Origin of the sequence: Xenorhabdus taiwanensis (assembly GCF_036512875.1) — a bacterium.
In the GTDB taxonomy this organism is placed as follows: Bacteria; Pseudomonadota; Gammaproteobacteria; order Enterobacterales; family Enterobacteriaceae; genus Xenorhabdus; species Xenorhabdus taiwanensis.
The window spans coordinates 3,466,370-3,488,803 of sequence record NZ_AP028978.1 but is presented as its reverse complement, the minus strand read 5'-3'; the positions used below and the strand labels follow the sequence as shown (position 1 = coordinate 3,488,803).

The window sequence follows — 22,434 nt, the reverse complement described above, 5'->3', positions numbered from 1 at the left end:
ATGCTATGACGGCCGCTACTTTGTTAATATGCTTTGTCGTATTTTAGTGCTCGTACAATGACTTATGGGGTAATTCGTGGGGTAATAAAGTGATTTATTCGCCTTGTATTTAACTAAAAATTATTAAAAATCAATAGGAAGTAAATTAATGCTAAGTTATCGCCATGGATCATTATTTAAATAACTAGGGAGAATATTAGGTTATGCCTAAATGTCTTATCCGCATCATGACGGTGCTCTTTCTGCTATTTTTTGGGGTTACTGCATATGCACAATCGCCTTGGCAGCCATTGCCAGATACGATCCACAAAAGCGAGCGCGATCCCCGTCAATATAAAGCTATTAAATTGCAAAATGGCATGACAGTTCTGCTGGTTTCTGATGAAAAAGCGATTAAATCATTGGCTGCCGTATCTCTTCCGGTTGGTCATATGGAAAATCCAGATAATCAGCTTGGTCTGGCTCACTATCTTGAGCACATGGTGTTGATGGGGTCCAGGCGTTATCCGCAACCAGGAGGATTTGCTGAATTTTTGCAAAAACATGGTGGAAGCCGTAACGCCAGTACCACCGCCAATCGTACTGCATTCTATCTGGAAGTTGAAAATGATGCCTTAACAGAAGCGGTTGATCGTTTTGCGGATGCACTTACTGAACCTCTTCTGGAGCCAGTTAATGCTGATCGTGAACGCCATGCCGTTGATAATGAAATGACTATTGCACGTGCGGGTGAAGCACATCGCATATGGCAAATCCGTTCTGAGACCATCAATCCAGCTCATCCTAATGCCCGCTTTGCTGGCGGAAATTTAGAGACGCTCAAAGATAAACCCGACAGCAAATTACAGACAGCCCTGATTGATTTTTACCAACGCTATTACTCCGCTAATTTGATGAAAGGGGTTGTGTATGGCAATCAATCCATCGACAAATTGGCTCAGATTGCGACAGAAACCTTTGGCCGTATTCCGAACCGACATGCTTCGGTGCCTGCCATTACCGTTCCGGCAATCACAGATAAAGAAAAAGGTACCATTATCCATTATGTGCCCGCACAACCTTACAAAGCGTTGCGACTGGAGTTTAGCATTGCTGACAACAGTGCAGATTTTCGCAGTAAGACGGACGCCTATGTCGGGTATTTGCTTGGTAATCGCAGCCAAAATACCTTGTCTGACTGGTTGCAAAAGCAGGGATTAATCGAAAGTATCGGCGCTAGTGCAAATCCCAAAACTGATGGTAATTCAGGAACGTTTGATATTTATGTTTCGCTAACGGATAAGGGCCTTGAACATCGTGATCAAGTTATCGCAGCCATCTTTTCTTACATTAACCTGCTAAAACAACAGGGGATTAATAAGAATTATTTCGATGAAATGGCTAAGGTTCTGAATTTGTCTTTCCAGTATGCGTCAATCGTACGCAATATGAACTATATTGAAGGGTTGTCTGATGCCATGCTGGTATTGCCTGTATCCCATGTGCTGGATGCGGGTTATGTTGCAGATGAGTTCAATCCAAAAGCAATAGCTAGTCGTCTGGATGAGTTAACGCCGGAAAATGCGCGTATCTGGTTTATCAGCCCAACAGAGCCACATAATAAAGAAGCTTATTTTGTGCAGGCTCCGTATCAAGTCAATAAAATTACGCCAAGACAGCTAGCGGAGTGGAAAAAACTTGAACAAGGAGACTTATTTTCTTTGCCTGAGTTGAATCCTTATATTCCTGATGATTTATCCCTGGTAAAAACTTCGGGTAGCCAAAAACACCCTAAAATAATTTTGGAAAAACCAAATGTTCGCTTGCTGTATATGCCGAGCCAATATTTTGCGGATGAACCTAAAGGCAGTATTGCACTGGAGATGCGTAATCCAAATGGATTGAAAAATATCAAAGATCAGGTTTCAGATACCTTATTGAACTATTTGTCTGCACTTGCACTTGATCAATTGAGTTATCAGGCATCGGTTGGGGGAATGGGCGTTTATACAGGTTATGTTGATGGTTTGAAAATCGGTGTCAATGGTTATACACAGTACTTACCAGAGTTGTTAACTTCAGCAATTGATCAATATATTTCGTTTACACCGACTCAAGAAGAACTGGAGCAGGCGAAATCGTGGTATCGGGAAAAAATGGAAGTCGCCAATAATGGCAAAGCTTTTCAAATGGCGATGCAACCCATTTCCCGCCTCTCTGGTGTGCCTTACTTTGAGCAAACAGAAAAATTAAAAGTGCTGGATACCATCACTGTTGGCGATATTGTCAACTACCGTCAGAGCATGATCCAACATTCGGCACTACAGGCTTTGGTCTTCGGTAATTTCACTGAACAGCAGAGTATTAATGTCGTTCAATCAGCACAGAAGCAGCTCGCTAATCAGGGAACGGTATGGTGGACTGGCAAGAGCATTGTTATTGATCGTAATTATGCGGTTAACTTCACTGGAACGGCGAATAGCACGGATAATGCTTTGGAAGAAATCTTTATTCCAACAGGGTATGACCGTATCCAAGGAGCGGTTTATTCCAGTTTGCTGAGTAGCATTTTGTCGCCGTGGTTCTATGATCAATTGAGGACGACAGAACAGCTTGGTTATGCGGTTTTTGCTTTTAACCAAAATATCGGTAAACAGTGGGGATTGGGCTTCTTGCTGCAAAGTAACAGCAAACAACCGGATTACCTGCATCGACGTTACCAGAGCTTCTATCAACAGGCTGATAAAAAGCTGAAAGCGATGTCTGATGCTGAGTTTGAACAGTATAAAAAATCACTGCTGACAGAAATGCGTGAGCCACCACAGACTTTCTATTCAGAAGTGGCTGGCTTTGATGCGGATTTTGGGCGCAACAACTTCAAATTTGATACGCGTGAGAAAGCCATTGCCGCGATGGAGAAAGTCACTAAAGAACAGGTTATTGAGTTTTATGAAAAAGCCGTTCTTAAACGTCAGGGATTGGCGCTGGTTTCCCAAATTACCGGGAAAAAAGGTACAGCTCATCAATATGCAGAGCTGAAAGGCTGGCAAACTTACAACTATGTGTCAGATTTCCAGAAACAATTACCGGTTAAGGTGAATGCTCAGTGAGCAAAGAAATACCCTCTCATAAGCTTAACCCGTTAACACTGCCGCTGTATGGTCAGCGGCTAATCGAAGCTTCTGCGGGAACGGGAAAGACTTATACGATAGGCTTGTTGTATCTGCGGTTGTTACTAGGATTAGGTGGCTCTGCCGCCTTTTCCCGTCCGCTGAATGTCGAAGAGATTCTGGTTGTTACTTTTACGCAAGCAGCAACAGATGAATTGCGTGGACGTATCCGTGAAAATATCCACCAGCTCCGTTTGGCTTGTATACGAGAAGAAACAGCGGTTAGCGATCCGATCTATCAGCAATTACTGGATGAAATTCCTGACAAGGAAAGTGCGGCCAGTTGGCTATTAGCCGCTGAACGCCAGATGGATGAGGCGGCAATTTATACCATCCACGGCTTTTGCCAGCGCATGTTAGTACACAATGCGTTTGAGTCTGGTGTTCTGTTTGATCAAACCTTAATTCAGGATGAAAACCAGTTACGTAAACAAGGCTGTGCTGATTTTTGGCGCCGTCACTGTTATCCCCTGCCATTGCCAATTGCTGCGGAAGTCAGCCGGATATGGAGTGGACCGGAAGCATTATTAAAAGATATTTCGGGCTATTTACACGGAGATATGCCGTATATCCTTAATGCCCCTGATAGTGATGAAACGTTGTTTAGTCGTCATCAGAAAATCATTGAGCAGATTGAGGCGATAAAACACCAGTGGAATGCCACTGTTTCTGAGTTAGAAGAACTGATTACTAATTCAGGTGTTGATAAGCGCAGTTACAGCAAAAAAAATTTACCTAATTGGCTGAATAGTGTTTCTGAATGGGCTAAATCACCAACCGAAGATTACCTGTTGCCCAAAGAATTGGATAAATTTTGTCAATCGCGTTTATTAGAAAAGACTAAAAAAGGGGAAGCTCCGCAGCACGCGCTGTTTGTTACAATTGATGGTTTGTATCAGTACCCATTGACGTTGAAAGATATCATCCTCGCCAAAGCGATTGTTGAAGTTCGCCAAGCGGTTAATCAGGAGAAGCTGATCCGTGGTTATATGGGTTTTGATGATTTGCTGACCCGTCTGGACAGTGCCCTGCAACGTGCAGGAGGAGAACAGCTTGCAGCAACCATTCGGCAGCGCTATCCCGTCGCAATGATTGACGAGTTTCAGGATACCGATCCACAACAATATCGCATTTTTCAGGTCATATATTGCCATCAATCAGAAAATGAACGGGCTGAAAACGAAACAGGCTTATTGTTTATTGGCGACCCAAAACAAGCGATTTATGCGTTTCGTGGGGCAGATATTTTTACCTACATTCGTGCTCGTTCTCACGTTAAGGCTCATTACACGCTGGAAACAAACTGGCGTTCTTCTGCCTCAATGGTGCAGTCTGTCAATAAACTGTTTTCTCGCCCGGAATTCCCGTTTTTGTTTGCACAAATCCCATTTCTTGACGTTAATGCCGCAGAGAAAAATCGTGGGCTGAGATTTTCCTTATATGGTGAGGATCAGGCTGCTTTACGATTTTGGTTACAGTCTGGTGAGGGGGTTTCCAAAGGAGAATATGAGCAAACTATGGCTCGACAATGTGCTGCCCAAATACGGGATTGGTTGCAGGCAGGGCAAGAAGGAAAGGCGCTTTTATATCAGGCAAAAAATCAACCAACAGAAGTAAGCCGTCCGGTGATGGCGGCAGATATTACGGTGTTGGTGCGTGATCGCCGAGAAGCAGCGCTAATCCGTAAAGAGTTGAACGCACTGAAGATACCATCGGTTTATCTTTCCAACCGAGAAAGTGTGTTTGATACCCCAGAAGCGAAAGATTTGCTGTGGTTGTTACAGGCAGTATTGGCACCGGAAAAAGCGCGCGAATTGCGAAGTGCATTAGCCAGTAGTCTGTTTGGCTTAAGTGCACAACAAATTGACCAGTTGAATAATGACGAAAGGGCATGGGATCGTCTGGTTGATGAATTTGACGGCTATGCTCGTTTATGGCGTACTCGTGGCGTATTACCCATGTTGCGGGCAATAATGGTGAAATACCGGATAGCAGAAAACCTGCTGGCAGGGGATGACGGTGAACGCCGGCTTACCGATGTTATGCATATTAGTGAGCTGTTGCAGGAGGAATCTCAGCAATTAGATAGTGAACATGCCGTTGCCCGCTGGCTGGCACAACAGATTTCACGCCCTAATCCGCAATCAGAAAACCAGCAACTGCGACTGGAGAGTGATCGACATCTGGTGCAGATCTGTACCATTCATAAATCTAAGGGGTTGGAGTATCCGCTGGTTTGCCTGCCTTTTGTTTGTGGTTACAGGAAACAGAAGCAGGCTGTTTATCATGATCGTCATAATTTTGAAGCTCATCTTAATATTTCCCATGATGATGAAGCGTTGAAAGAAGCTTTGGCGTTGGCTGATGAAGAACGCTTGGCTGAGGATTTACGCTTGCTCTACGTTGCATTAACACGTTCGGTTCATCACTGTAGCATCGGGGTAGCCCCGCTTATTAAAGGAAATAGAGGAAAAACAGGCGATACTGATTTGCATTTATCTGCCCTTGGGTACTTACTGCAAAAAGGACAGAAAGGTGATGCAAAATTACTGGTTAATAGCTTGAATGAGCTTTGTGATAACGGCATAGAGATAAGGCAAGTGGGGGATACCGCTGACTTGCAATGGTGCCCACAAAATGAAAATACTTTGTCGTTGGAAGCCAAAAAATTGCAACGTCCTGTTCGGGATGACTGGCGGGTGACGAGTTATTCGGGGTTACGATACTCCGCTTCTCACGCTACTTCTCCTGCTTATGCTGGTACATTTGGAGAATCCGTTGATGTGATAGTGCAATCCATTTCTCCGAAGCTGGACATTGATGCCTGTGGTGAAAAGCAGGGAGAACAATCTTTACAGATGACACCGCATACTTTTCCACGTGGGGCGTCTGCCGGCACATTCCTGCACAGTATTTTAGAAGAGCTGGATTTCAGTCATCCACCGGATCAGGCATGGTTGGTGGAAAAATTGGCGGCGTCAGAGTTTGATGAAAACTGGGCACCGGTATTGGAACTGTGGATAGAGGATATTCTGGGCGCAGAGTTGAACGGGCAGGGAATGAAACTTGTCAGTGTGCCTCGTCATCTCCAGCAAAGTGAAATGCAGTTTTACCTGCCAGTGGATAAGTTATTGCATGCAAGGGAAATGGATGCAATAACCCGTCGTTATGATCCGCTGTCTGCGCAATGTGCTCCATTATCCTTTCATCAAGTCAAGGGCATGTTAAAAGGTTTTATTGATTTGGTTTTTTGCTGGCAAGATAAGTTTTACGTCGTGGATTACAAATCAAACTGGTTAGGTGAGAACAGCCAGTCATATACGCAAGCAGCGATGGCAAGAGCCATGATAGAGCATCGTTACGATTTCCAGTATCAGCTTTACACTTTAGCTGTGCACCGTTATTTGCGTCATCGGTTAGCTCATTATGATTATCGTCGCCATTTTGGTGGTGTGATTTATCTGTTTCTGCGTGGTATTGATAAGGATAATCCAGGGCATGGTATTTACTCCTACTTGCCTCCCTTTGAGTTTATTGACGAATTGGATACGCTTTTCAGTGCTGTTGGTGAGGAACAAAGCGGATGAATTCCATGATGTTATTATTGCAACAGGCGGTGAGCCAGAAGCTGCTACGCCCTTTGGATGTGCAGTTTGCTTATGCGATGATTGAGGATGAAAACCCGCTACTACTGTTGATTACGGTTTTGTTAAGCGCTGAATCAGGCGCGGGGCATGTCTGTTTGCCACTGGAGCGGATTTCACCAAAATATTTTTTTGAAGGCAGGCAGCCGGATTTAGCTGTATCGCTTTGGTCTTTGGCCGGAGAACCTGATCAACAGCAAATTCTGGCTGTTTTACAGACATGTCCGGCGGTAAGTACGGGAGAATCTCCGGCACCGATGATCCTTTCCCATCAAAAGGGGAGTGATTACCGCCTATATTTACAACGCATGTGGCAAAGTGAAAAGCGGGTGGCGGATTTTTTTGCTGCTGTGGAGTTCACTGCGACTTTTAATCAACTTTCCCATGATCAAACAGCTCTTGATGAAATTCAGCTACGTCGCATTTTGGATGAGCTTTTTGGTGTCACTGTTGACGGGGAAATTGATTGGCAGAAGGTTGCGGCAGCAGTAGCTGTAACGAGCCGTATTTCTGTGATCTCTGGTGGGCCAGGAACCGGCAAAACCACAACAGTAGCGAAGTTGTTGGCTGCCTTGATCAAGTTGCATGAAGGGAAAAAATTAAGTATTCAATTGGCGGCACCAACCGGTAAAGCTGCGGCCAGATTAACTGAATCGCTGAGAGAAGCGGTCAAGAAACTCGATTTGACGCCAGAACAGTGGCATAGCATTCCAGAACAGGCACAAACTATCCATCGTTTACTGGGGGCGCAACCCGATAGCCAGAAACTGCGTTATGGGCGTGATAATCCGCTGTCCCTTGATATTTTGATCATTGATGAAGCCTCAATGGTAGATTTACCGATGATGGCTCGCTTGGTTGATGCTTTGCCACCACGGGCGAAAGTGATTTTCTTAGGGGATAAAGACCAGCTTGCATCGGTTGAAGCAGGAGCGGTATTGGGAGATATTTGCCGTTTTGCTGAACAAGGTTATAGCGTCAGGCGGGCTGAGCAATTGGAGCGCTTGACTGGATGTCAGTTAACATCTTATTCCACCTTACATTCCGGTAAAAATACGCCTGCCGTGCGGGATAACTTGTGTCTGCTGCGCAAAAGTTATCGCTTCAACTTGGCTTCCGGCATTGGGCAATTGGCATCCGCTGTGAATCAAGGGGATCACAGAGGAGTTGCGGCAGTGCTGAATCAGTCTTTTCCCGATGTTGATTTTTATCCACTTGCAGCGGATGAGGATTATCAACGTTTGTTGACGGAAACCGCTGCTGGTTACTCTCAATATTTGGCAATGGCAAATGAACGGATGGCGGAAGACGCCATTTTGGCAGTATTTAATCGTTTTCGATTATTGTGCGCGTTAAGGGAAGGCCCTTTTGGTGTTACGGGGCTGAACCAACGAGTGGAACAATTACTGCACAGGAAAGGTATCATTACCCTGCCCCAAAATGTGGAGAGCCGTGGTTATGTCGGACGCCCTATCATGATATTGCGTAATGACAGCACCCTTGGGTTGTTTAACGGAGATATCGGGATTATGCTCAAAAATCAGGATAATGAGCTGAAAGCCTATTTCCAGTTGTCTGATGGACAGATTAAAGGATTTCAGCCGAGCCGGTTGCCCCAACATGAAACGGCTTATGTGATGACAGTGCATAAATCTCAAGGGTCTGAATTTGAGCATACGGCCTTGGTGTTACCGACCCAACACTCACCAATAGTCAGTCGGGAATTAGTGTATACTGCACTGACGCGAGCGAGGGAAAAATTGACGATTTATGCCAATAAGCCAGTTTTGGATAAAGCTGTGGCTACAGCAACACAGCGGCGGAGCGGGTTGGCAGATTGGTTCAACCCGCAATGAAAAGCAATGTGGTCAAGGATTATAGGGTTAGCCTGACGTAAGTAAGTTTCAGCAAGCCTGTAAATCCAGCATCAAAATTTTGGAACGGCGCTGATAGTTATACAGCGCTTGTTTTTCCACGGGCAACATATCTATTTCTGCGGGCTTAAAGCCTTTTTCCTGAAACCAGTGAATACTGCGGGTTGTGAGTACGAAAAGTTTTTCCAGCCCTTTTTGTTTCGCCTGACTGGAAATTGAATCTAGCAGAATTTCACCTCTGGAAGAGTTTCGGTAGTCTGGATGTACAGCAACGCAGGCCATTTCTCCGATTTTTTCATTGGGATAGGAATATAGGGCAGCGCAGGCGATAGTGATATTATCGAGTTCAATCAGAGTGAAGTTATCAATCTCCATTTCCAGTTGTTCACGTGAACGGCGTACCAAAAGACCTTGTTGCTCCAACGGGCGAATAAGTTCAAGAATGCCACCAATATCATTAATATTGGCGCGGCGTATCTGTTCGGAACGTTCCATAACTATTTGAGTACCGATACCTTCGCGGGAAAATAGTTCCTGAACTAATGAGCCATTTTCTTGATAACTGATCAAGTGGCTGCGGCGAACACCACGGCGGCAGGCTTTAATCGCTCCCCTTAAGAAACGCACGGTTCCTGAATGATAATCACTGGAGTTTTCCAATTTGTGCAGGTGAGCTTCTCCTTCATTAAGGAACATTTCTGATAAAGTGTTACCTTCAGCGTCAAGCACACCCTGAGATGAGCAAAATCCAATTAATTTTTCTGCTTTTAATTTGATTGCCAGTTGTGTTGCAATTTCTTCGGAAGTGAGGTTAAAACTTTCTCCTGTAACGGAAACCGCAACGGGCCCAATCAGCACAATAGCACCATTATCCAGTTGTTGGTTGATTGCTTTCTCATCAATACGACGAATTCTGCCACTATGACAATAATCGATGCCGTCATCGATTCCCAAAGGTTGGGCGATAACGAAGTTTCCGCTGACGACACTAATATTAGCGCCTTGTAATGGGGTATTGTTTAAGCCCATGGAAAGACGTGCTGTGATTTCTAGCAGTAATAGGCCTGCTGACTGTTTGACCAAATTCAGTGTGTTGGCATCGGTTACTCTGGTGTGTTTGTGGTAAACCGATTGGCAATAGTGTTCGGCAATATTCTGTTCAATTTGTGGGCGGGCACCATAAACAACGATTAAACGAATGCCCAGATTATGCAGTAATCCAATATCGTTGACGATATTAGAAAAATTCTCATGGGCGATGGCTTCACCTCCCAGCATAATGACAAAGGTTTTACCTCGATGTGCATTGATATATGGGACTGAGTGACGTAAGACTTCAACCAATTCGGTACTGCGTTCGTTCATGAAACCCTCTCTGATTGAATTTTTATTCGTATTTTTTGTATTTTTATTCTTTTTGAGGGGAAATGGCAAGAGGAAACATGGATAAAAATAACGTTATTATTTATATTGGTATAAATAAATTAGATGATCAGAAAATACGTTTTTTGATGACAGAAGTGTGCTAATTAATTAGAGTTCCTGCCTAACTATTATGTTTGGTAAAGATTACTGCGTTTGGTTGTTTTTAAGCGGAATAAACAATGAGTCATTCAGACCATAATACTTCACGTCGTCGCCTGCTGAAAGGCGCAGCCGCTGTATGGTTATTAAGCATCAGCCCAATAGGTTATGCAGCGACTTCAAAAGTTATTGCTGTTCGTATTTGGCCCGCATCAAGTTATACCAGAGTGACGCTGGAGTCTAATATTCCACTTAAATATCGCCAGTTTTCGCTTTCAAAGCCTAATCGTATTGTTATTGATTTGCAGGGTATTCAACTTAATCACATTTTGAGCAGTATGGGGGCACAGGTTCAGCGGCGTGATCCTTACTTAAAATTAGTGCGGGCAGGGCAATTTAATCCTAAAACGGTACGTTTAGTCTTTGAAATCAAACAACCTGTCTCCCCGCACATTTTCACCTTGCCACCAATTGCAAAGTTTAAACATCGTTTGGTGCTCGATTTGTATCCCCAAAAGGCTGTTGATGTGGTTAATGATCCTTTATTAGCTCTGCTTGAAGAGTATAACAGTGGGAGTTTAGAGCAACATTTGCCTGCACAAACACGTAAACCCGGCAAGGCAGGCAAAGACAGGCCGATTGTGATTATGCTCGATCCCGGTCATGGTGGTGAAGATTCTGGAGCAATCGGGAAATATAAAACCCGTGAAAAAGATGTCGTGTTGCAGATTGCCCGTCGTTTACAGGCACTCATCAAACGTGAGCCGGGCATGAAAGTTTACATGACGCGTAATGAAGATGTGTTTATTCCCTTGACGGTGAGGGTGGCAAAAGCGCGTAAGATGCAGGCTGATCTCTTTGTTTCTATTCATGCGGATGCCTTTACAAATCGCTCAGCACGGGGATCATCCGTGTTTGCGCTTTCCACTAAGGGCGCGACCAGCAATACAGCCCGTTTTCTCGCCCAAACTCAGAACGAGGCCGACTTAATTGGTGGAGTCAGTAAAAGTGGCGATAAATATTTGGATCATACCATGTTGGATTTGGTTCAAACCGCGACTATCAATGATAGCTTGAAATTTGGTAAAGAAGTGCTCAAGCGGGTGGGAAGAATCAATAAACTGCATAAAAATAGTGTCGATCAGGCGGGATTTGCGGTATTGAAAGCACCAGATATCCCTTCCATTTTGGTAGAAACAGCATTTATCAGTAATCTGGAAGAAGAACGCAAACTTAAGACAGCGAAATTCCAGCAACAAGTGGCCGAATCTATTTTCGCTGGTATTAAGGCGTATTTCAAGAATGGGGCTGAATTGGCACGGCGTTAAAATATCTGCTAAGGCTTATTGCTTATGATGCAATGATGGTTATTTACTTTATATTCATATTTAAACCGGATTTAAATATTCATTTTGAAATCAGTGGAAATCAGGTAATAGAATAGGAAATAATAATCAGATGAAAATTGAAGGGAAAAAATGAAAAAGAAAATATTTGGTTGCGGGGGCCGGATTTGAACCGACGACCTTCGGGTTATGAGCCCGACGAGCTACCAGGCTGCTCCACCCCGCGTCCGTCTATTTGCAGATCTTGATAGCAATCATGAATGCAAACACTAAGTAATGACATCATATAGCATTGGTTGCGGGGGCCGGATTTGAACCGACGACCTTCGGGTTATGAGCCCGACGAGCTACCAGGCTGCTCCACCCCGCGTCCGTCTATTTGCAAATCTTGATGAGTAACCATGAATGCAAATACTAAATGATGACATTTTTTACTGCCAATTGTCTTTGCTGCCAGAGCAAATCGATGCGACATCATACCGAGGATGACATGCAATCGAATTGGTTGCGGGGGCCGGATTTGAACCGACGACCTTCGGGTTATGAGCCCGACGAGCTACCAAGCTGCTCCACCCCGCGTCCGATGTCGGCACACTATACTCAGGAACGGAGCGGTTGCAAGTTTTTTTATTGATATTTACTAAATTTGTTTGTTTTTTGATTTAAAAATGGCCTGATTGTTTTGTTTTTGCTCGATGGGTTTGGCTGAAACGGTAAGCTATTTTATCTAACTACATTTCATTATTTATGAGTGTTTGGTATTGTTCGCGGTTCGAGTAAGCGATAGCCAGAGATAAGGCATTAATATGAGAGTTTACGGCAAATATCTTTTATTTGGATTTGTCATTTCGTTATTATCGGGATGCCATTTCCGACCCACTGATCAGGCGCAGCAGTATAAGGATGGGCGAATTATCCGAAACCTCCAGTTGGTGAATATCCCTAATGCTGAAGGTTCTCCGGTTAATGCTAAGGACTTTGTGACTCAAGTTGAATATATCAGCAAAGCTTCTCCTCGTCTTTATGACAATAACCGTAAATTATTTAATGCAATTGAGCATTGGATGCTGTCTGGTGGTGATACCCGTGACTTAAATGAGTTCGGTTTGCTGGCTTATCAGATGGAAGGTGAAGATAAATACGGCAACGTGAAGTTTACTGGTTATTATACGCCGGTTTTGCAAGCACGACATACTAAGCAAGGAGAGTTTAAATATCCATTGTATCGTATGCCAACTCATCTACGTTCCCGTTTGCCAAGTCGCGCTGAGATATATAGAGGTGCTCTGAGCAAGAAATTTATTATTGGGTACAGTAATTCCCTGATGGATAATTTTATGATGGAAGTTCAAGGGAGTGGTTATGTCGATTTTGGTGATGGACGCCCATTGACCTTTTTTGGCTATGGGGGAAAAAATGGGCAGGCCTATCGCAGTATTGGCAAGGTGCTGATTGACCGTGGAGAAGTACCGAGTGAAAAAATGTCGATGAAAGCTATCCGTCAGTGGGGAGAACAGCACAGCGAGGCCGAAGTGAGAGAAGTGCTGGAGCAGAATCCTTCATTCGTTTTCTTTAAACCTGAATCCTATACCCTTGTGCGGGGAGCCAGTGCTGTACCCCTTATTGCAAAAGCATCGGTCGCGTCTGATAAATCATTGATCCCTCCTGGAACCGCATTGCTGGCAGAAGTGCCTGTGCTGGATGAAAAGGGCAAATTTACCGGTCAGTATCGGATGCGTCTGATGGTGGCGCTGGATGTTGGTGGTGCCATCAAAGGGAACCATTTCGATATTTATCACGGTGTTGGGGAGAAAGCGGGTGAAATGGCGGGTTTTTATAATCACTATGGCCGTGTTTGGGTATTGAAGAAAGTATCATCTGGTTTTTTGGCGTCAAACCAGTAAGATCCCCTCCAGTTCAAACCATCAATCGATAACCTATCTCAATAGAGGTAGGTTTTATGCAGGATTTATTTAGCAATGCAAGTTTCTCTCTCTGATGCTTATCTTCAGCGTTTTGCTGGTACGGCGCGGTTATATGGCCAGAAAGCGCTTTCATTATTTGCCCGTGCACATGTCTGTGTTGTCGGAATTGGCGGTGTGGGTTCATGGGCGGCAGAAGCGTTGGCGCGTACCGGTATTGGTGCTATTACGTTGATTGATATGGATGATGTTTGCATCACCAATACCAATCGCCAGTTGCACACCTTGGTACAGAATGTGGGCTTGCCAAAGACAGAAGTCATCGCGGAGCGGATACGAGCGATTAATCCTGAGTGTCGGGTTACTTGCATTGATGATTTTGTCACCCCGGATAATGTGGCTGAATTGATGTCCACGGGGTTTAGCTATGTTATTGATGCCATTGATAGCATACGACCAAAAGCAGCGTTACTGGCCTATTGCCGCCGCTATAAGATCCCGCTTGTGACGACTGGCGGAGCGGGCGGACAACTTGATCCTACCCAGATTCAGGTGGTGGATTTAGCAAAAACGGTGCAAGATCCATTGGCGGCGAAATTGAAAGAGCGCTTGAAGTCGGATTACCGCGTAGTGAAAAACGGCAAGGGAAAATTAGGCATTGACTGTGTTTTTTCAACTGAACAGCTAGTTTATCCGCAATCTGATGGCACAGTTTGTGCTGCCAAGAGCACTGCGGAGGGTTCCAAGCGAATGGATTGTGCTTCTGGTTTTGGTGCCGCAACCATGGTTACGGCAACTTTTGGTTTTGTTGCTGTATCCCACGCATTGAAAAAAATGGTGGCGAAAGCTGAACGGGAAAATGCGCTTTAAGCGAATCTAATGAATGTAAATGTTCGCTATTTCCTGAATGGTATTTATCAGGGATTTCACACCATTGAGCCTTGAGCCACTGAGTTGTTGTTCAAGGCCGAGATGTTGAAATAGCTCTGTCAAAGGCATTTGCACAACCTGCTCTGGGGTTTTGCCTTCTACGGCGGTCAGCACGATGGCTAATAACCCTTTGACAATACGGCCTTCACTATCGCCATAAAAATGTAATCGGCCATCTGCAAGTCGTTGATACCCTAACCAGACGCGATTCTCACAGCCTGATCTTTCGATATTTTGTTGTCTTAGTTCATCCGCCAGAGGAGGCAACTTTCTGGCGAGACCGATGAGCTGGCGATAACGATCTTCCCACAATTTACATTGCTGAAATTTTTCAATAAGTTGTTGTTCTGTAATTTCTGTTCCGAATGGATGCGGAGCCAGAATGCTGTCTGAGAGTTGTGTCATGGGTTATTTATCTTGCAATATATTCATCGATTACTGATAGGGCTGCCATGATAGAAAAATATCAATCATTTAGTAGTGCTAGCGCAAACTTTACGGCGCTGATCAATCTATCCGCATCTTGCTGGTTATTATAAGGCATGAACGAAGTGCGCAGACAGCCGCTGATACCAAGGGCATCCAGCAATGGCTGGGCACAGTGTTGGCCTGAACGCAGGGAGATATTTTGTTCTGCAATCAGCGTTGCTAAATCACTGTGGTGTATTCCGGCGATATTGAAAGCCAGCAAACTGGAACCGGCCACACGGTAACTGTTAAATCCCGTCAGTGTACTGAGTTGCTGTTCGGTGTAATCCGCCAGGGCAATCGCATGGGATTCAGCAAGCTGGATATCGATGGTTTTCAACCATTCCAGGGTCGCTGCAAAGCCAACCACGCCAGCAACATTGGGTGTTCCCGCTTCAAAACGATAAGGTACGGCTTCCGGTGTAAAACTATCGAACGAGACTTGGGTCAGCATTTTGCCACCGCCATGCCATGGTAACATCGCGTTCAGTAATTCACTTTTACCATACAATACACCCAATCCATTCGGGCCATACAGTTTATGGGCAGAGAAAGCATAAAAGTCGATATCCAGTTGCTGTACATTGACAGGCGCATGAACGATACCCTGAGCACCATCGACCAGAACACAGCAATCATATTGATGGGCGAGTGCGGTGACTTGTGCCAAATCTACTGCGGCACCGGTAACGTTAGACATTTGGCTGATGGCAACTAAGCGGCTTTTTTCATTCAAGAGTTCTGCCAGCGTATCGATTTCTGGTTGGCGTTGATTGCCAATCGGCCATTTAACGATTTTGGCGCCGGTTTGTTGCGCCAGAATCAGCCACGGTAACAGGTTCGCGTGGTGTTCCTGTTCGCTGACAATGATTTCATCACCAGCGTTCAGACGAGGTCGAAAGTAACTTTGGGCAACCAGATTGATAGACTCAGTGGTTCCTTTTGTCCAGATGATATCTTCAGGTAATGGTGCATTAATTAATTCCGCTACCAGTGAACGAGCTTTCTCATAACGAGCAGTCATGGCTTGCGCAGTGGCATGTTGGCTGCGGTGCACTGTTGCACTGTGGTTTTGGTAATAGTGCCCGATCGCTTCAATCATACATACCGGTTTTAATGCCGTGGCTGCACTATCCAGAAATGTGGTGGATTGTTGCAGGGCTGGAAATTGCTGGCGGAATTTTTCTGAGTCAAAGGCTTTCATAAACGCTGCTAATTTAATCGTTTTGTGATAAAGAATGAGTTTTTCTTTAATCAAGAGATAAGGAATTCTACAGGAGAAAGCAGGGAAAAAAAGCACCGCAATTGCGGTGCAATAAAAAATCACTATGGACAGACAGGGTAAATGTACAGGAAGTGAAAAAACAGTAGCTTATGCTACAAAGTCTGGTTTCCCAGACAACTTGCAAACACAACATCACAACCACAAAGCCAAAAGCTTCAATGTATCGCTACAAAGAGACTTTTCGTTCCGGCTTAGGAAGTGCGCACACTATAGGGATTTGCTGGTATATCATCAATGGACAAATTATAATGCTTCGGATTACAAAAACTAATAACTGAATGAAAAGAGTTACCGGTATCATCACTACTAAATAAGAAACGAACATGTCTAAACGTTTACCTCCACTCAATGCGTTACGCGTTTTTGATGCTGCGGCCCGTCATTTAAGTTTTACTAAAGCGGCAGAAGAATTATTTGTGACTCAGGCCGCTGTTAGCCATCAAATGAAAAGTTTGGAAGATTTTCTGGGATTAAAACTTTTTCGTCGTCGTAACCGTTCGCTATTGTTGACGGAAGATGGTCAGAGTTATTATCTCGATATCAAGGAAATTTTTACCGCCATCAATGACGCGACCCGCAAACTTCAGGCTCGTAGCGCCAAAGGGGCATTAACGGTTAGTTTGTCTCCTAGTTTTGCGATTCAGTGGTTAGTACCACGGCTTTCAGGTTTTAATCAGAGTTTTCCGGGAATTGATGTCCGTATTCAGGCTGTGGATCGGGAAGAAGATAAACTGTCTGATGATGTCGATGTCGCGATTTTTTATGGACGAGGCAACTGGCCGGGATTGCGCACCGATCGCCTTTATCCCGAATATCTGCTGCCTGTCTGTTCTCCTGCGTTGCTGACGGGTGATCGCCCATTGAAAACTCCTGCAGATCTTGCCAAGCATACTTTATTGCATGATTCATCCCGTCGGGATTGGCAAGCCTATGTACGCCAGCTTGATATGCAGCAACAGATTAATGTCCAGCAGGGGCCAATATTCAGCCATAGTGCGATGGTGATCCAGGCGGCTGTGCATGGTCAAGGTGTTGCGCTAGCCAATAATGTTATGGCACAAAATGAAATTGATGCAGGGCGTCTTGTCTGCCCATTTAATGATGTTTTGGTTAGCAAGAATGCATTTTATTTGGTTTGTCACGATAATCAGGCAGAATTGGGTAAGATTGCGGCTTTCCGCAAATGGATACTAACCCAGGCTGCAACTGAGCAAGAAAGGTTAGGGTTTATTACCCAATATACCTAATAACTGACAAACAGAGACAGGAGCCTGTGATGAGCAGTCGAACTATGCTTATTTTTGTTGGGATCAGTGGTTTTTTCTACGTGGCATTGGGCGCGATGGGGGCACATATGTTAGCACCTCTCCTGACACCACGTCAGATGGAATGGATTCATACCGGCCTGCAATATCAAGGTCTGCATACACTCGCCATGATGGCTCTGGCAGCATTGTCGATGCGCCAGCCTGTAGCACCGTTTGGTTGGAGTGGGATTTTTTTCACGGCGGGAATTGTGCTGTTTAGTGGCAGCCTTTATTGTCTGGCCTTTTTACCGCTAAAATTTCTGGTTTATTTGACCCCAATTGGTGGGTTTAGTTTTCTCATTGGTTGGTTATGTGTATTAATTGGCGCTCTGCGTCTAAGGAAATCGGCGCTTAGCCATGAATAAAGTTGCTTTATATTGCCGCCCAGGTTTTGAAAAAGAGTGTGCGGCAGAGATTACCGATAAGGCGGGTAAAAAAGAAATTTACGGTTTTGCCCGTGTGAAAGAGAACAGTGGATATGTGCTGTTTGAGTGTTATCAGCCTGATGATGCGGATCGTCTGATCCGTGAAATACCGTTCGGTGAATTGGTTTTTGCTCGCCAAATGTTGGTTGTGGGCGAATTGCTGAAAGATTTGCCGCAGGAAGATCGCATTACCCCGATTGTCGGTATGCTGATTGGTGTCATTGAGAGGGCAGGTCAACTGCGTGTCGAGGTGCCGGATACCAATGAAGGCAAGGAACTGATGAAGTTTTGCCGTAAGTTTACGGTTCCGTTACGTAATGCGATGCGTCAGGAAAAACTTTTGCTGGCAAAGGAAAATTATAGTCGTCCTGTTATCCATGTCTTTTTCATTGCTCCGGGCTGTTGCTATGTCGGGTATTCCTATAGCAATAATAACTCCCGTTTTTATATGGGGATTCCTCGCCTTAAATTCCCTTCAGATGCACCAAGCCGTTCAACGCTGAAACTGGAAGAAGCCTTTCATATATTCATTCCTTATGACGAATGGGAAGAGCGTCTGGGTAGTGGCCTGCACGCGGTGGATCTTGGTGCTTGCCCGGGAGGATGGACTTACCAGCTCGTAAAACGCAGCATGATGGTTCATGCAGTAGATAATGGCCTGATGGCTGATAGCTTGATGGAAACAGGTCAGGTAAAGCATCATCGTGTGGATGGCTTTAAGTTTGAGCCGCCAGTGAAAAACATTTACTGGCTGGTTTGTGATATGGTTGAAAAACCTGCCAAAGTTGCCCAATTGATGACGGATTGGTTGGTAAAAAGCTGGTGTCGTGAAGCGATATTCAATTTTAAGTTGCCGATGAAAAAGCGTTATGAAGAAGTCGCTCATCTATTGCAAAAAATAGAACAGCAACTGAAAGAGAATGGTGTGAATGCGCAGATCCAGGCAAAACACTTGTATCACGATCGTGAAGAGATTACCGTACACGTTCGTCGTATTTGGTCCCTGTATGCAACTGATCGGGATTATTGATACAATCCTTTATCGTTAAATATGCTGCCTTATTGGCAGCAATTATTCTATCTATCTTCTTATTATCCTCCTTGTCTGTTGTCATACCACTTGATTCAACTATTTCAGTTACCCTTATCCCAAATACACAATGTGAAATCCAGAAATGTGGAATTAATTTCAAGTTGGATGAAAAACAACCTAACTTTAAAGAAGTAGGTAAAAAAACAGCTAAAGAGATAATTCTTTCTTAAGATCAATTATCAGCAGATAAAAACAACATTATTTATTACTAAATTATGTTGTTTTTTTATTATCAAAAAAATTTCATTGATAAATTAATAATTAATTACATAAATTAAATTTGTTCAATATGTATTCTAAAAAAGTATATTAATTATTTTTACACAGACAGTAACTAACGCTATTTTATTCTGGAGTTTTATTTCTAAGAGGGCCTTAGAAAGAATTTAAAACTCTTACCTCCGTTATTATCAAAATTTCGGGTTCTTAGGATATTTGTCTTGTTTTTACAGGAGATTTATATGGCCTCAAAGAAAAAGTATACCTATACGGGGTTATCTGATTCCAATTCCGTTCAGGAAGTTAATTCATTTCTTAAAGCCTATGTTCCAAATTACGACACTTCTATTCGGGTTGCTCATGATCCATTAGGAAACAACGCGCCTGATAAGCTTCTGCGAGGCCACTATAAGTGGTCCAATAAGTATGTTGATTCTTCTGGCACTTTAGAACTATCGTACCATTTCATGGAATCAACACCGGCTATAATGCCGTTATTTGAAATTTCTGGCTTCAGTGCTTTTAATGAAGAACAAAAAGAAGCAGCGAAACTTTCTTTACAATCCTGGTCTGATGTTGCCAATATTAAATTTACCGAAGTAAGTAGTGCTAAAAAAGCGAATATCACTTTTGGTTTCTTTGATCATAGTGACAACAATGATTATGCATTTGCAACTCTGCCACAAGGACAAAAAACCGCTTTTACATGGTATGACGCTACAAGCCATACTTTTGTAGACAATGATATTGATGTGAATGGTTATGCTCGTCAGACTTTCACTCATGAAATTGGTCATGCACTAGGGTTGGAGCACCCTGCTGATTATGATGCTTCTGATAAAGTGCGTCCAGGCTATATCACTAAAGCAGAATATTTTGAAGATACTCGCGCCTATACGGTCATGAGTTATTTTACTGAAAAATATACAGGCCAAGATTTTAAATATGAATATTCATCGGCGCCTCTGTTGAATGATATCTCTGCCATTCAGAAATTGTATGGTGCGAATATGGAAACCCGTACGGGTGATACCATATATGGTTTCAATTCTAATACTGACCGCGACTTCATGACCGCAACCGATGCCAACAGCAAACTGGTGTTCAGTGTCTGGGATGCGGGTGGTGAAGATACTTTTGATTTCTCAGGTTTTACCCAAAATCAGCGTATCAACCTGAATGAAGGTGCTTTCTCTGATGTGGGTGGCTTGAAAGGCAACGTTTCTATTGCCCGTGGTGTCGTTATTGAGAACGCGATTGGTGGTAGCGGCGACGATATTCTGGTCGGTAACAGTGCAGACAACATCCTGAAAGGTGGCGCAGGCAATGATATTATTTATGGCGGTCTGGGCGGTGATCATCTGTGGGGTGGTGAAGGTAACGATACCTTTGTTTACCTGGATGGCAAAGAATCGCTGCAAGATAATCCAGACTGGATCCACGATTTCGTCTCTGGTGAAGATAAGATCGATCTGTCTGAATTCAATTTCGGTGGTACTGGCGATATCAAATTTGTGGATTCGTTCTCAGGTAAGGCGGGCGAAGTGCTGTTCACTTATGATGAAGTGAACGAGGTAACTGATCTGGAAATCAGCCTGGGTGGTGATTTGGCGGGCAACGATTTTCTGGTGAAAGTTGTCGGTCAACCGTTAACTGAAGCAGATTTCATCGTCTAATTGATGTCATCACGTTAATCGAATATTGCCGTATTCCCCGCAGGATACGGCAGTATGGTGGACATGATGGAAAGGTGGAAATGGTGGATTTCTTGCTTTGTAGCTGTCGGTTTTATAGATCGAAATTGTTCTTATCGATAATTTTCTCTCTCTTTTTGGCAGGAGGATGTATGGCGAGTAGTTTGAGGCTGCCAGCCGCAGGTGAGTTGAAAGGATTATGGCAACTCTCCGATGGAAATAAGTTGTGCAGTATTGAATTGACTGATACCCGTTTACCTGAGGGTTCGCTTTGGGCTGTGCAAGGTAATGCCTGTGTGACTGAGCTGATTGGGCAACCTGTTGAAGGATGGTATCCATCACCAGATGGCATCACATTGACCGATGATGATGGCAATAGTTTGGCCTTTTTTAGTCATGAATCAGAACAGTGGGTTGCTTACTTGGTTGATGGTAGAAAACTGGTCATGACATTCTCCCAATTTTCAGCGTATTGCCAGTGAACGATCAGCCGCTATCACGGTGTTGACCAAAACTATACGTATGGCCTTGCAGTCGTTGTTCCTTGGCTTAGGTGGCTGGTTGGCAATTATTAATATCTTTATTGAAAATGATTACTATTATCATTAATATTCCATCAAGGTGAAGTGAAATTTCTTTAACTTTCAATAAGGAAACCGTTATGCCAGTTTTTCCATTTCAATTTACGCCATCTGGGCCTATGTCACCTATAACAACTAAGCCTTGGTCACCGACATCGATACCATCTACGAATAATCTTGTGCATAAGGAAAATGGATTCAAAGATATTAACGGTAACGTCCATGAATTGGAAAGCACTGTGAACTGGGATAATGGAAATGTGACTAAGATAGTTGATGTGTATTTTGCAGTGAATAAAAATAAGACAATTGAATCAGTTACCTCTCACATTGACATAGTAGGAGTAAATGATACTTTTAGCGAGGCTATATTATGATTGGTTTATTTTTTAAAAATAAAAAGAATTTAATTTATTCCATATTATTTTTATCTTTTCTGGCGCAGAGTTCAAATATGATCAAGCATAACATTCCATCGGCTATATTTAATTATCCAGATGATTTTTTACCAGAATTATCTATTCCAATGCCTAAAAATGAAAATGAATATTTTGAGTTAGTAAATAAAGCAAATGCTGGAGATCCCGAAGCAAATTGGATGCTTGCTGCAATACAACACACTGTAGGTAATCATCAGGAGGCCAGTGAAAGATATCATTTATCTATTTCTAGAAATGATAAATTTAAGCTAAAATCTATGATTAATTTAGGATTTATTCTTGAAAAAGAAAATAAATTCTCTGAAGCACGGTCTCTCTTTGAACAGGCTGGAGAAAATGGCCATTTTGAAGGTTACCGCACTATTGGGACTAATTATTTGAATGGAATAGGCGTAAAACAAGATTTTGATAAAGCGAAGGAGTATTATAAGAAAGCAAGTCAAATTGGGTGTAATGAATGCACGTATTTTATTAACAATTGGAATGATGTCGTTAAATTAAAAAAATCAGGAAAATAAATTTCGACATGAAAT

The 22,434-nt window shown here is 43.5% G+C and carries 16 protein-coding genes and 3 tRNA genes; 13 read left to right on the top strand and 6 right to left on the bottom strand.

Annotated features, from left to right (window positions below; translation table 11 throughout):
- The first annotated feature begins 203 nt into the window (after positions 1 to 203).
- From ptrA to recD, 3 genes are read left to right on the top strand one after another with little or no spacing between them, the layout of a single operon-like run.
- Complete coding sequence (gene ptrA / locus ACE1SE_RS16295; protein ID WP_374051756.1) at positions 204 to 3,089, top strand: pitrilysin; 2,886 nt, start codon at positions 204 to 206, stop codon at positions 3,087 to 3,089.
- A complete protein-coding gene (recB, locus tag ACE1SE_RS16290; RefSeq protein WP_374051755.1) occupies positions 3,086 to 6,736 on the top strand; it encodes an exodeoxyribonuclease V subunit beta in 3,651 nt (1,216 codons plus the stop codon). The genes ptrA and recB overlap by 4 nt, the downstream gene beginning before the upstream one ends.
- Positions 6,737 to 6,741: 5 nt before the next feature.
- A complete protein-coding gene (gene recD, locus ACE1SE_RS16285; RefSeq protein WP_374051754.1) occupies positions 6,742 to 8,649 on the top strand; it encodes an exodeoxyribonuclease V subunit alpha in 1,908 nt (635 codons plus the stop codon).
- A gap of 48 nt (positions 8,650 to 8,697) precedes the next feature.
- Here the strand turns inward: recD and argA are convergent, their stop codons facing one another.
- Positions 8,698 to 10,032, bottom strand: coding sequence for an amino-acid N-acetyltransferase (gene argA, locus ACE1SE_RS16280; RefSeq protein WP_374051753.1), 1,335 nt, complete (start codon positions 10,030 to 10,032; stop codon positions 8,698 to 8,700).
- Between the two features lie 239 nt (positions 10,033 to 10,271).
- Here argA and amiC point away from each other — a divergent pair, with 239 nt between their 5' ends.
- Positions 10,272 to 11,519, top strand: a complete 1,248-nt coding sequence (amiC, locus tag ACE1SE_RS16275) for an N-acetylmuramoyl-L-alanine amidase AmiC (protein ID WP_374051752.1) — start codon at positions 10,272 to 10,274, stop codon at positions 11,517 to 11,519.
- A 167-nt stretch (positions 11,520 to 11,686) separates the two neighbouring features.
- On the opposite strand, the gene ACE1SE_RS16270 is transcribed toward amiC, so the two are convergent.
- The 3 genes from ACE1SE_RS16270 to ACE1SE_RS16260 all read right to left on the bottom strand — a co-directional run bounded on the left by ACE1SE_RS16270 (position 11,687) and on the right by ACE1SE_RS16260 (position 12,116).
- Positions 11,687 to 11,763 (bottom strand) — tRNA-Met (locus tag ACE1SE_RS16270).
- Between the two features lie 67 nt (positions 11,764 to 11,830).
- A tRNA-Met gene (locus tag ACE1SE_RS16265) sits at positions 11,831 to 11,907 on the bottom strand.
- A gap of 132 nt (positions 11,908 to 12,039) precedes the next feature.
- Positions 12,040 to 12,116, bottom strand: a tRNA-Met gene (locus ACE1SE_RS16260).
- Between the two features lie 227 nt (positions 12,117 to 12,343).
- Here ACE1SE_RS16260 and mltA point away from each other — a divergent pair.
- Together mltA and tcdA are read left to right on the top strand one after the other, a co-directional pair.
- Positions 12,344 to 13,441 carry a murein transglycosylase A gene (gene mltA, locus ACE1SE_RS16255; RefSeq protein ID WP_374051751.1) on the top strand — a complete coding sequence of 366 codons (1,098 nt, stop codon included), beginning with the start codon at positions 12,344 to 12,346 and terminating at the stop codon, positions 13,439 to 13,441.
- Positions 13,442 to 13,516: 75 nt separating this feature from the next.
- Complete coding sequence (gene tcdA, locus ACE1SE_RS16250) at positions 13,517 to 14,329, top strand: tRNA cyclic N6-threonylcarbamoyladenosine(37) synthase TcdA (RefSeq protein ID WP_374051750.1); 813 nt, start codon at positions 13,517 to 13,519, stop codon at positions 14,327 to 14,329.
- A 6-nt stretch (positions 14,330 to 14,335) separates the two neighbouring features.
- On the opposite strand, the gene csdE is transcribed toward tcdA, so the two are convergent.
- A complete protein-coding gene (gene csdE / locus ACE1SE_RS16245; protein ID WP_374051749.1) occupies positions 14,336 to 14,794 on the bottom strand; it encodes a cysteine desulfurase sulfur acceptor subunit CsdE in 459 nt (152 codons plus the stop codon).
- Between the two features lie 61 nt (positions 14,795 to 14,855).
- The gene (csdA, locus tag ACE1SE_RS16240) at positions 14,856 to 16,061 is read right to left on the bottom strand and encodes a cysteine desulfurase CsdA (protein ID WP_374051748.1); all 1,206 of its coding nucleotides are present in this window, start codon (positions 16,059 to 16,061) and stop codon (positions 14,856 to 14,858) included.
- A gap of 404 nt (positions 16,062 to 16,465) precedes the next feature.
- Here csdA and ACE1SE_RS16235 point away from each other — a divergent pair, with 404 nt between their 5' ends.
- The 7 genes from ACE1SE_RS16235 (at position 16,466) to ACE1SE_RS16205 (ending at position 22,419) form a co-directional block, all read left to right on the top strand.
- A complete protein-coding gene (locus tag ACE1SE_RS16235; protein WP_374051747.1) occupies positions 16,466 to 17,389 on the top strand; it encodes a transcriptional regulator GcvA in 924 nt (307 codons plus the stop codon).
- A gap of 29 nt (positions 17,390 to 17,418) precedes the next feature.
- Positions 17,419 to 17,814: a DUF423 domain-containing protein gene (locus ACE1SE_RS16230; protein WP_374051746.1), complete on the top strand. Its 396-nt coding sequence runs from the start codon at positions 17,419 to 17,421 to the stop codon at positions 17,812 to 17,814.
- Positions 17,807 to 18,904 (top strand): 23S rRNA (cytidine(2498)-2'-O)-methyltransferase RlmM, encoded by a 1,098-nt coding sequence (gene rlmM, locus ACE1SE_RS16225; RefSeq protein ID WP_374051745.1) that lies wholly within the window; start codon positions 17,807 to 17,809, stop codon positions 18,902 to 18,904. Before ACE1SE_RS16230 ends, rlmM begins: the two co-directional genes overlap by 8 nt.
- A 524-nt stretch (positions 18,905 to 19,428) precedes the next feature.
- Positions 19,429 to 20,862: a serralysin family metalloprotease gene (locus ACE1SE_RS16220; RefSeq protein WP_374051744.1), complete on the top strand. Its 1,434-nt coding sequence runs from the start codon at positions 19,429 to 19,431 to the stop codon at positions 20,860 to 20,862.
- A gap of 170 nt (positions 20,863 to 21,032) precedes the next feature.
- Entirely contained in the window at positions 21,033 to 21,362 is a 330-nt protein-coding gene (locus ACE1SE_RS16215) for a protease inhibitor Inh/omp19 family protein (protein WP_374051743.1), read from the top strand.
- 179 nt (positions 21,363 to 21,541) lie between these two features.
- Positions 21,542 to 21,838, top strand: a complete 297-nt coding sequence (locus ACE1SE_RS16210; RefSeq protein WP_374051742.1) for a hypothetical protein — start codon at positions 21,542 to 21,544, stop codon at positions 21,836 to 21,838.
- Complete coding sequence (locus tag ACE1SE_RS16205; RefSeq protein WP_374051741.1) at positions 21,835 to 22,419, top strand: tetratricopeptide repeat protein; 585 nt, start codon at positions 21,835 to 21,837, stop codon at positions 22,417 to 22,419. The genes ACE1SE_RS16210 and ACE1SE_RS16205 overlap by 4 nt, the downstream gene beginning before the upstream one ends.
- Positions 22,420 to 22,434: the final 15 nt, after the last annotated feature.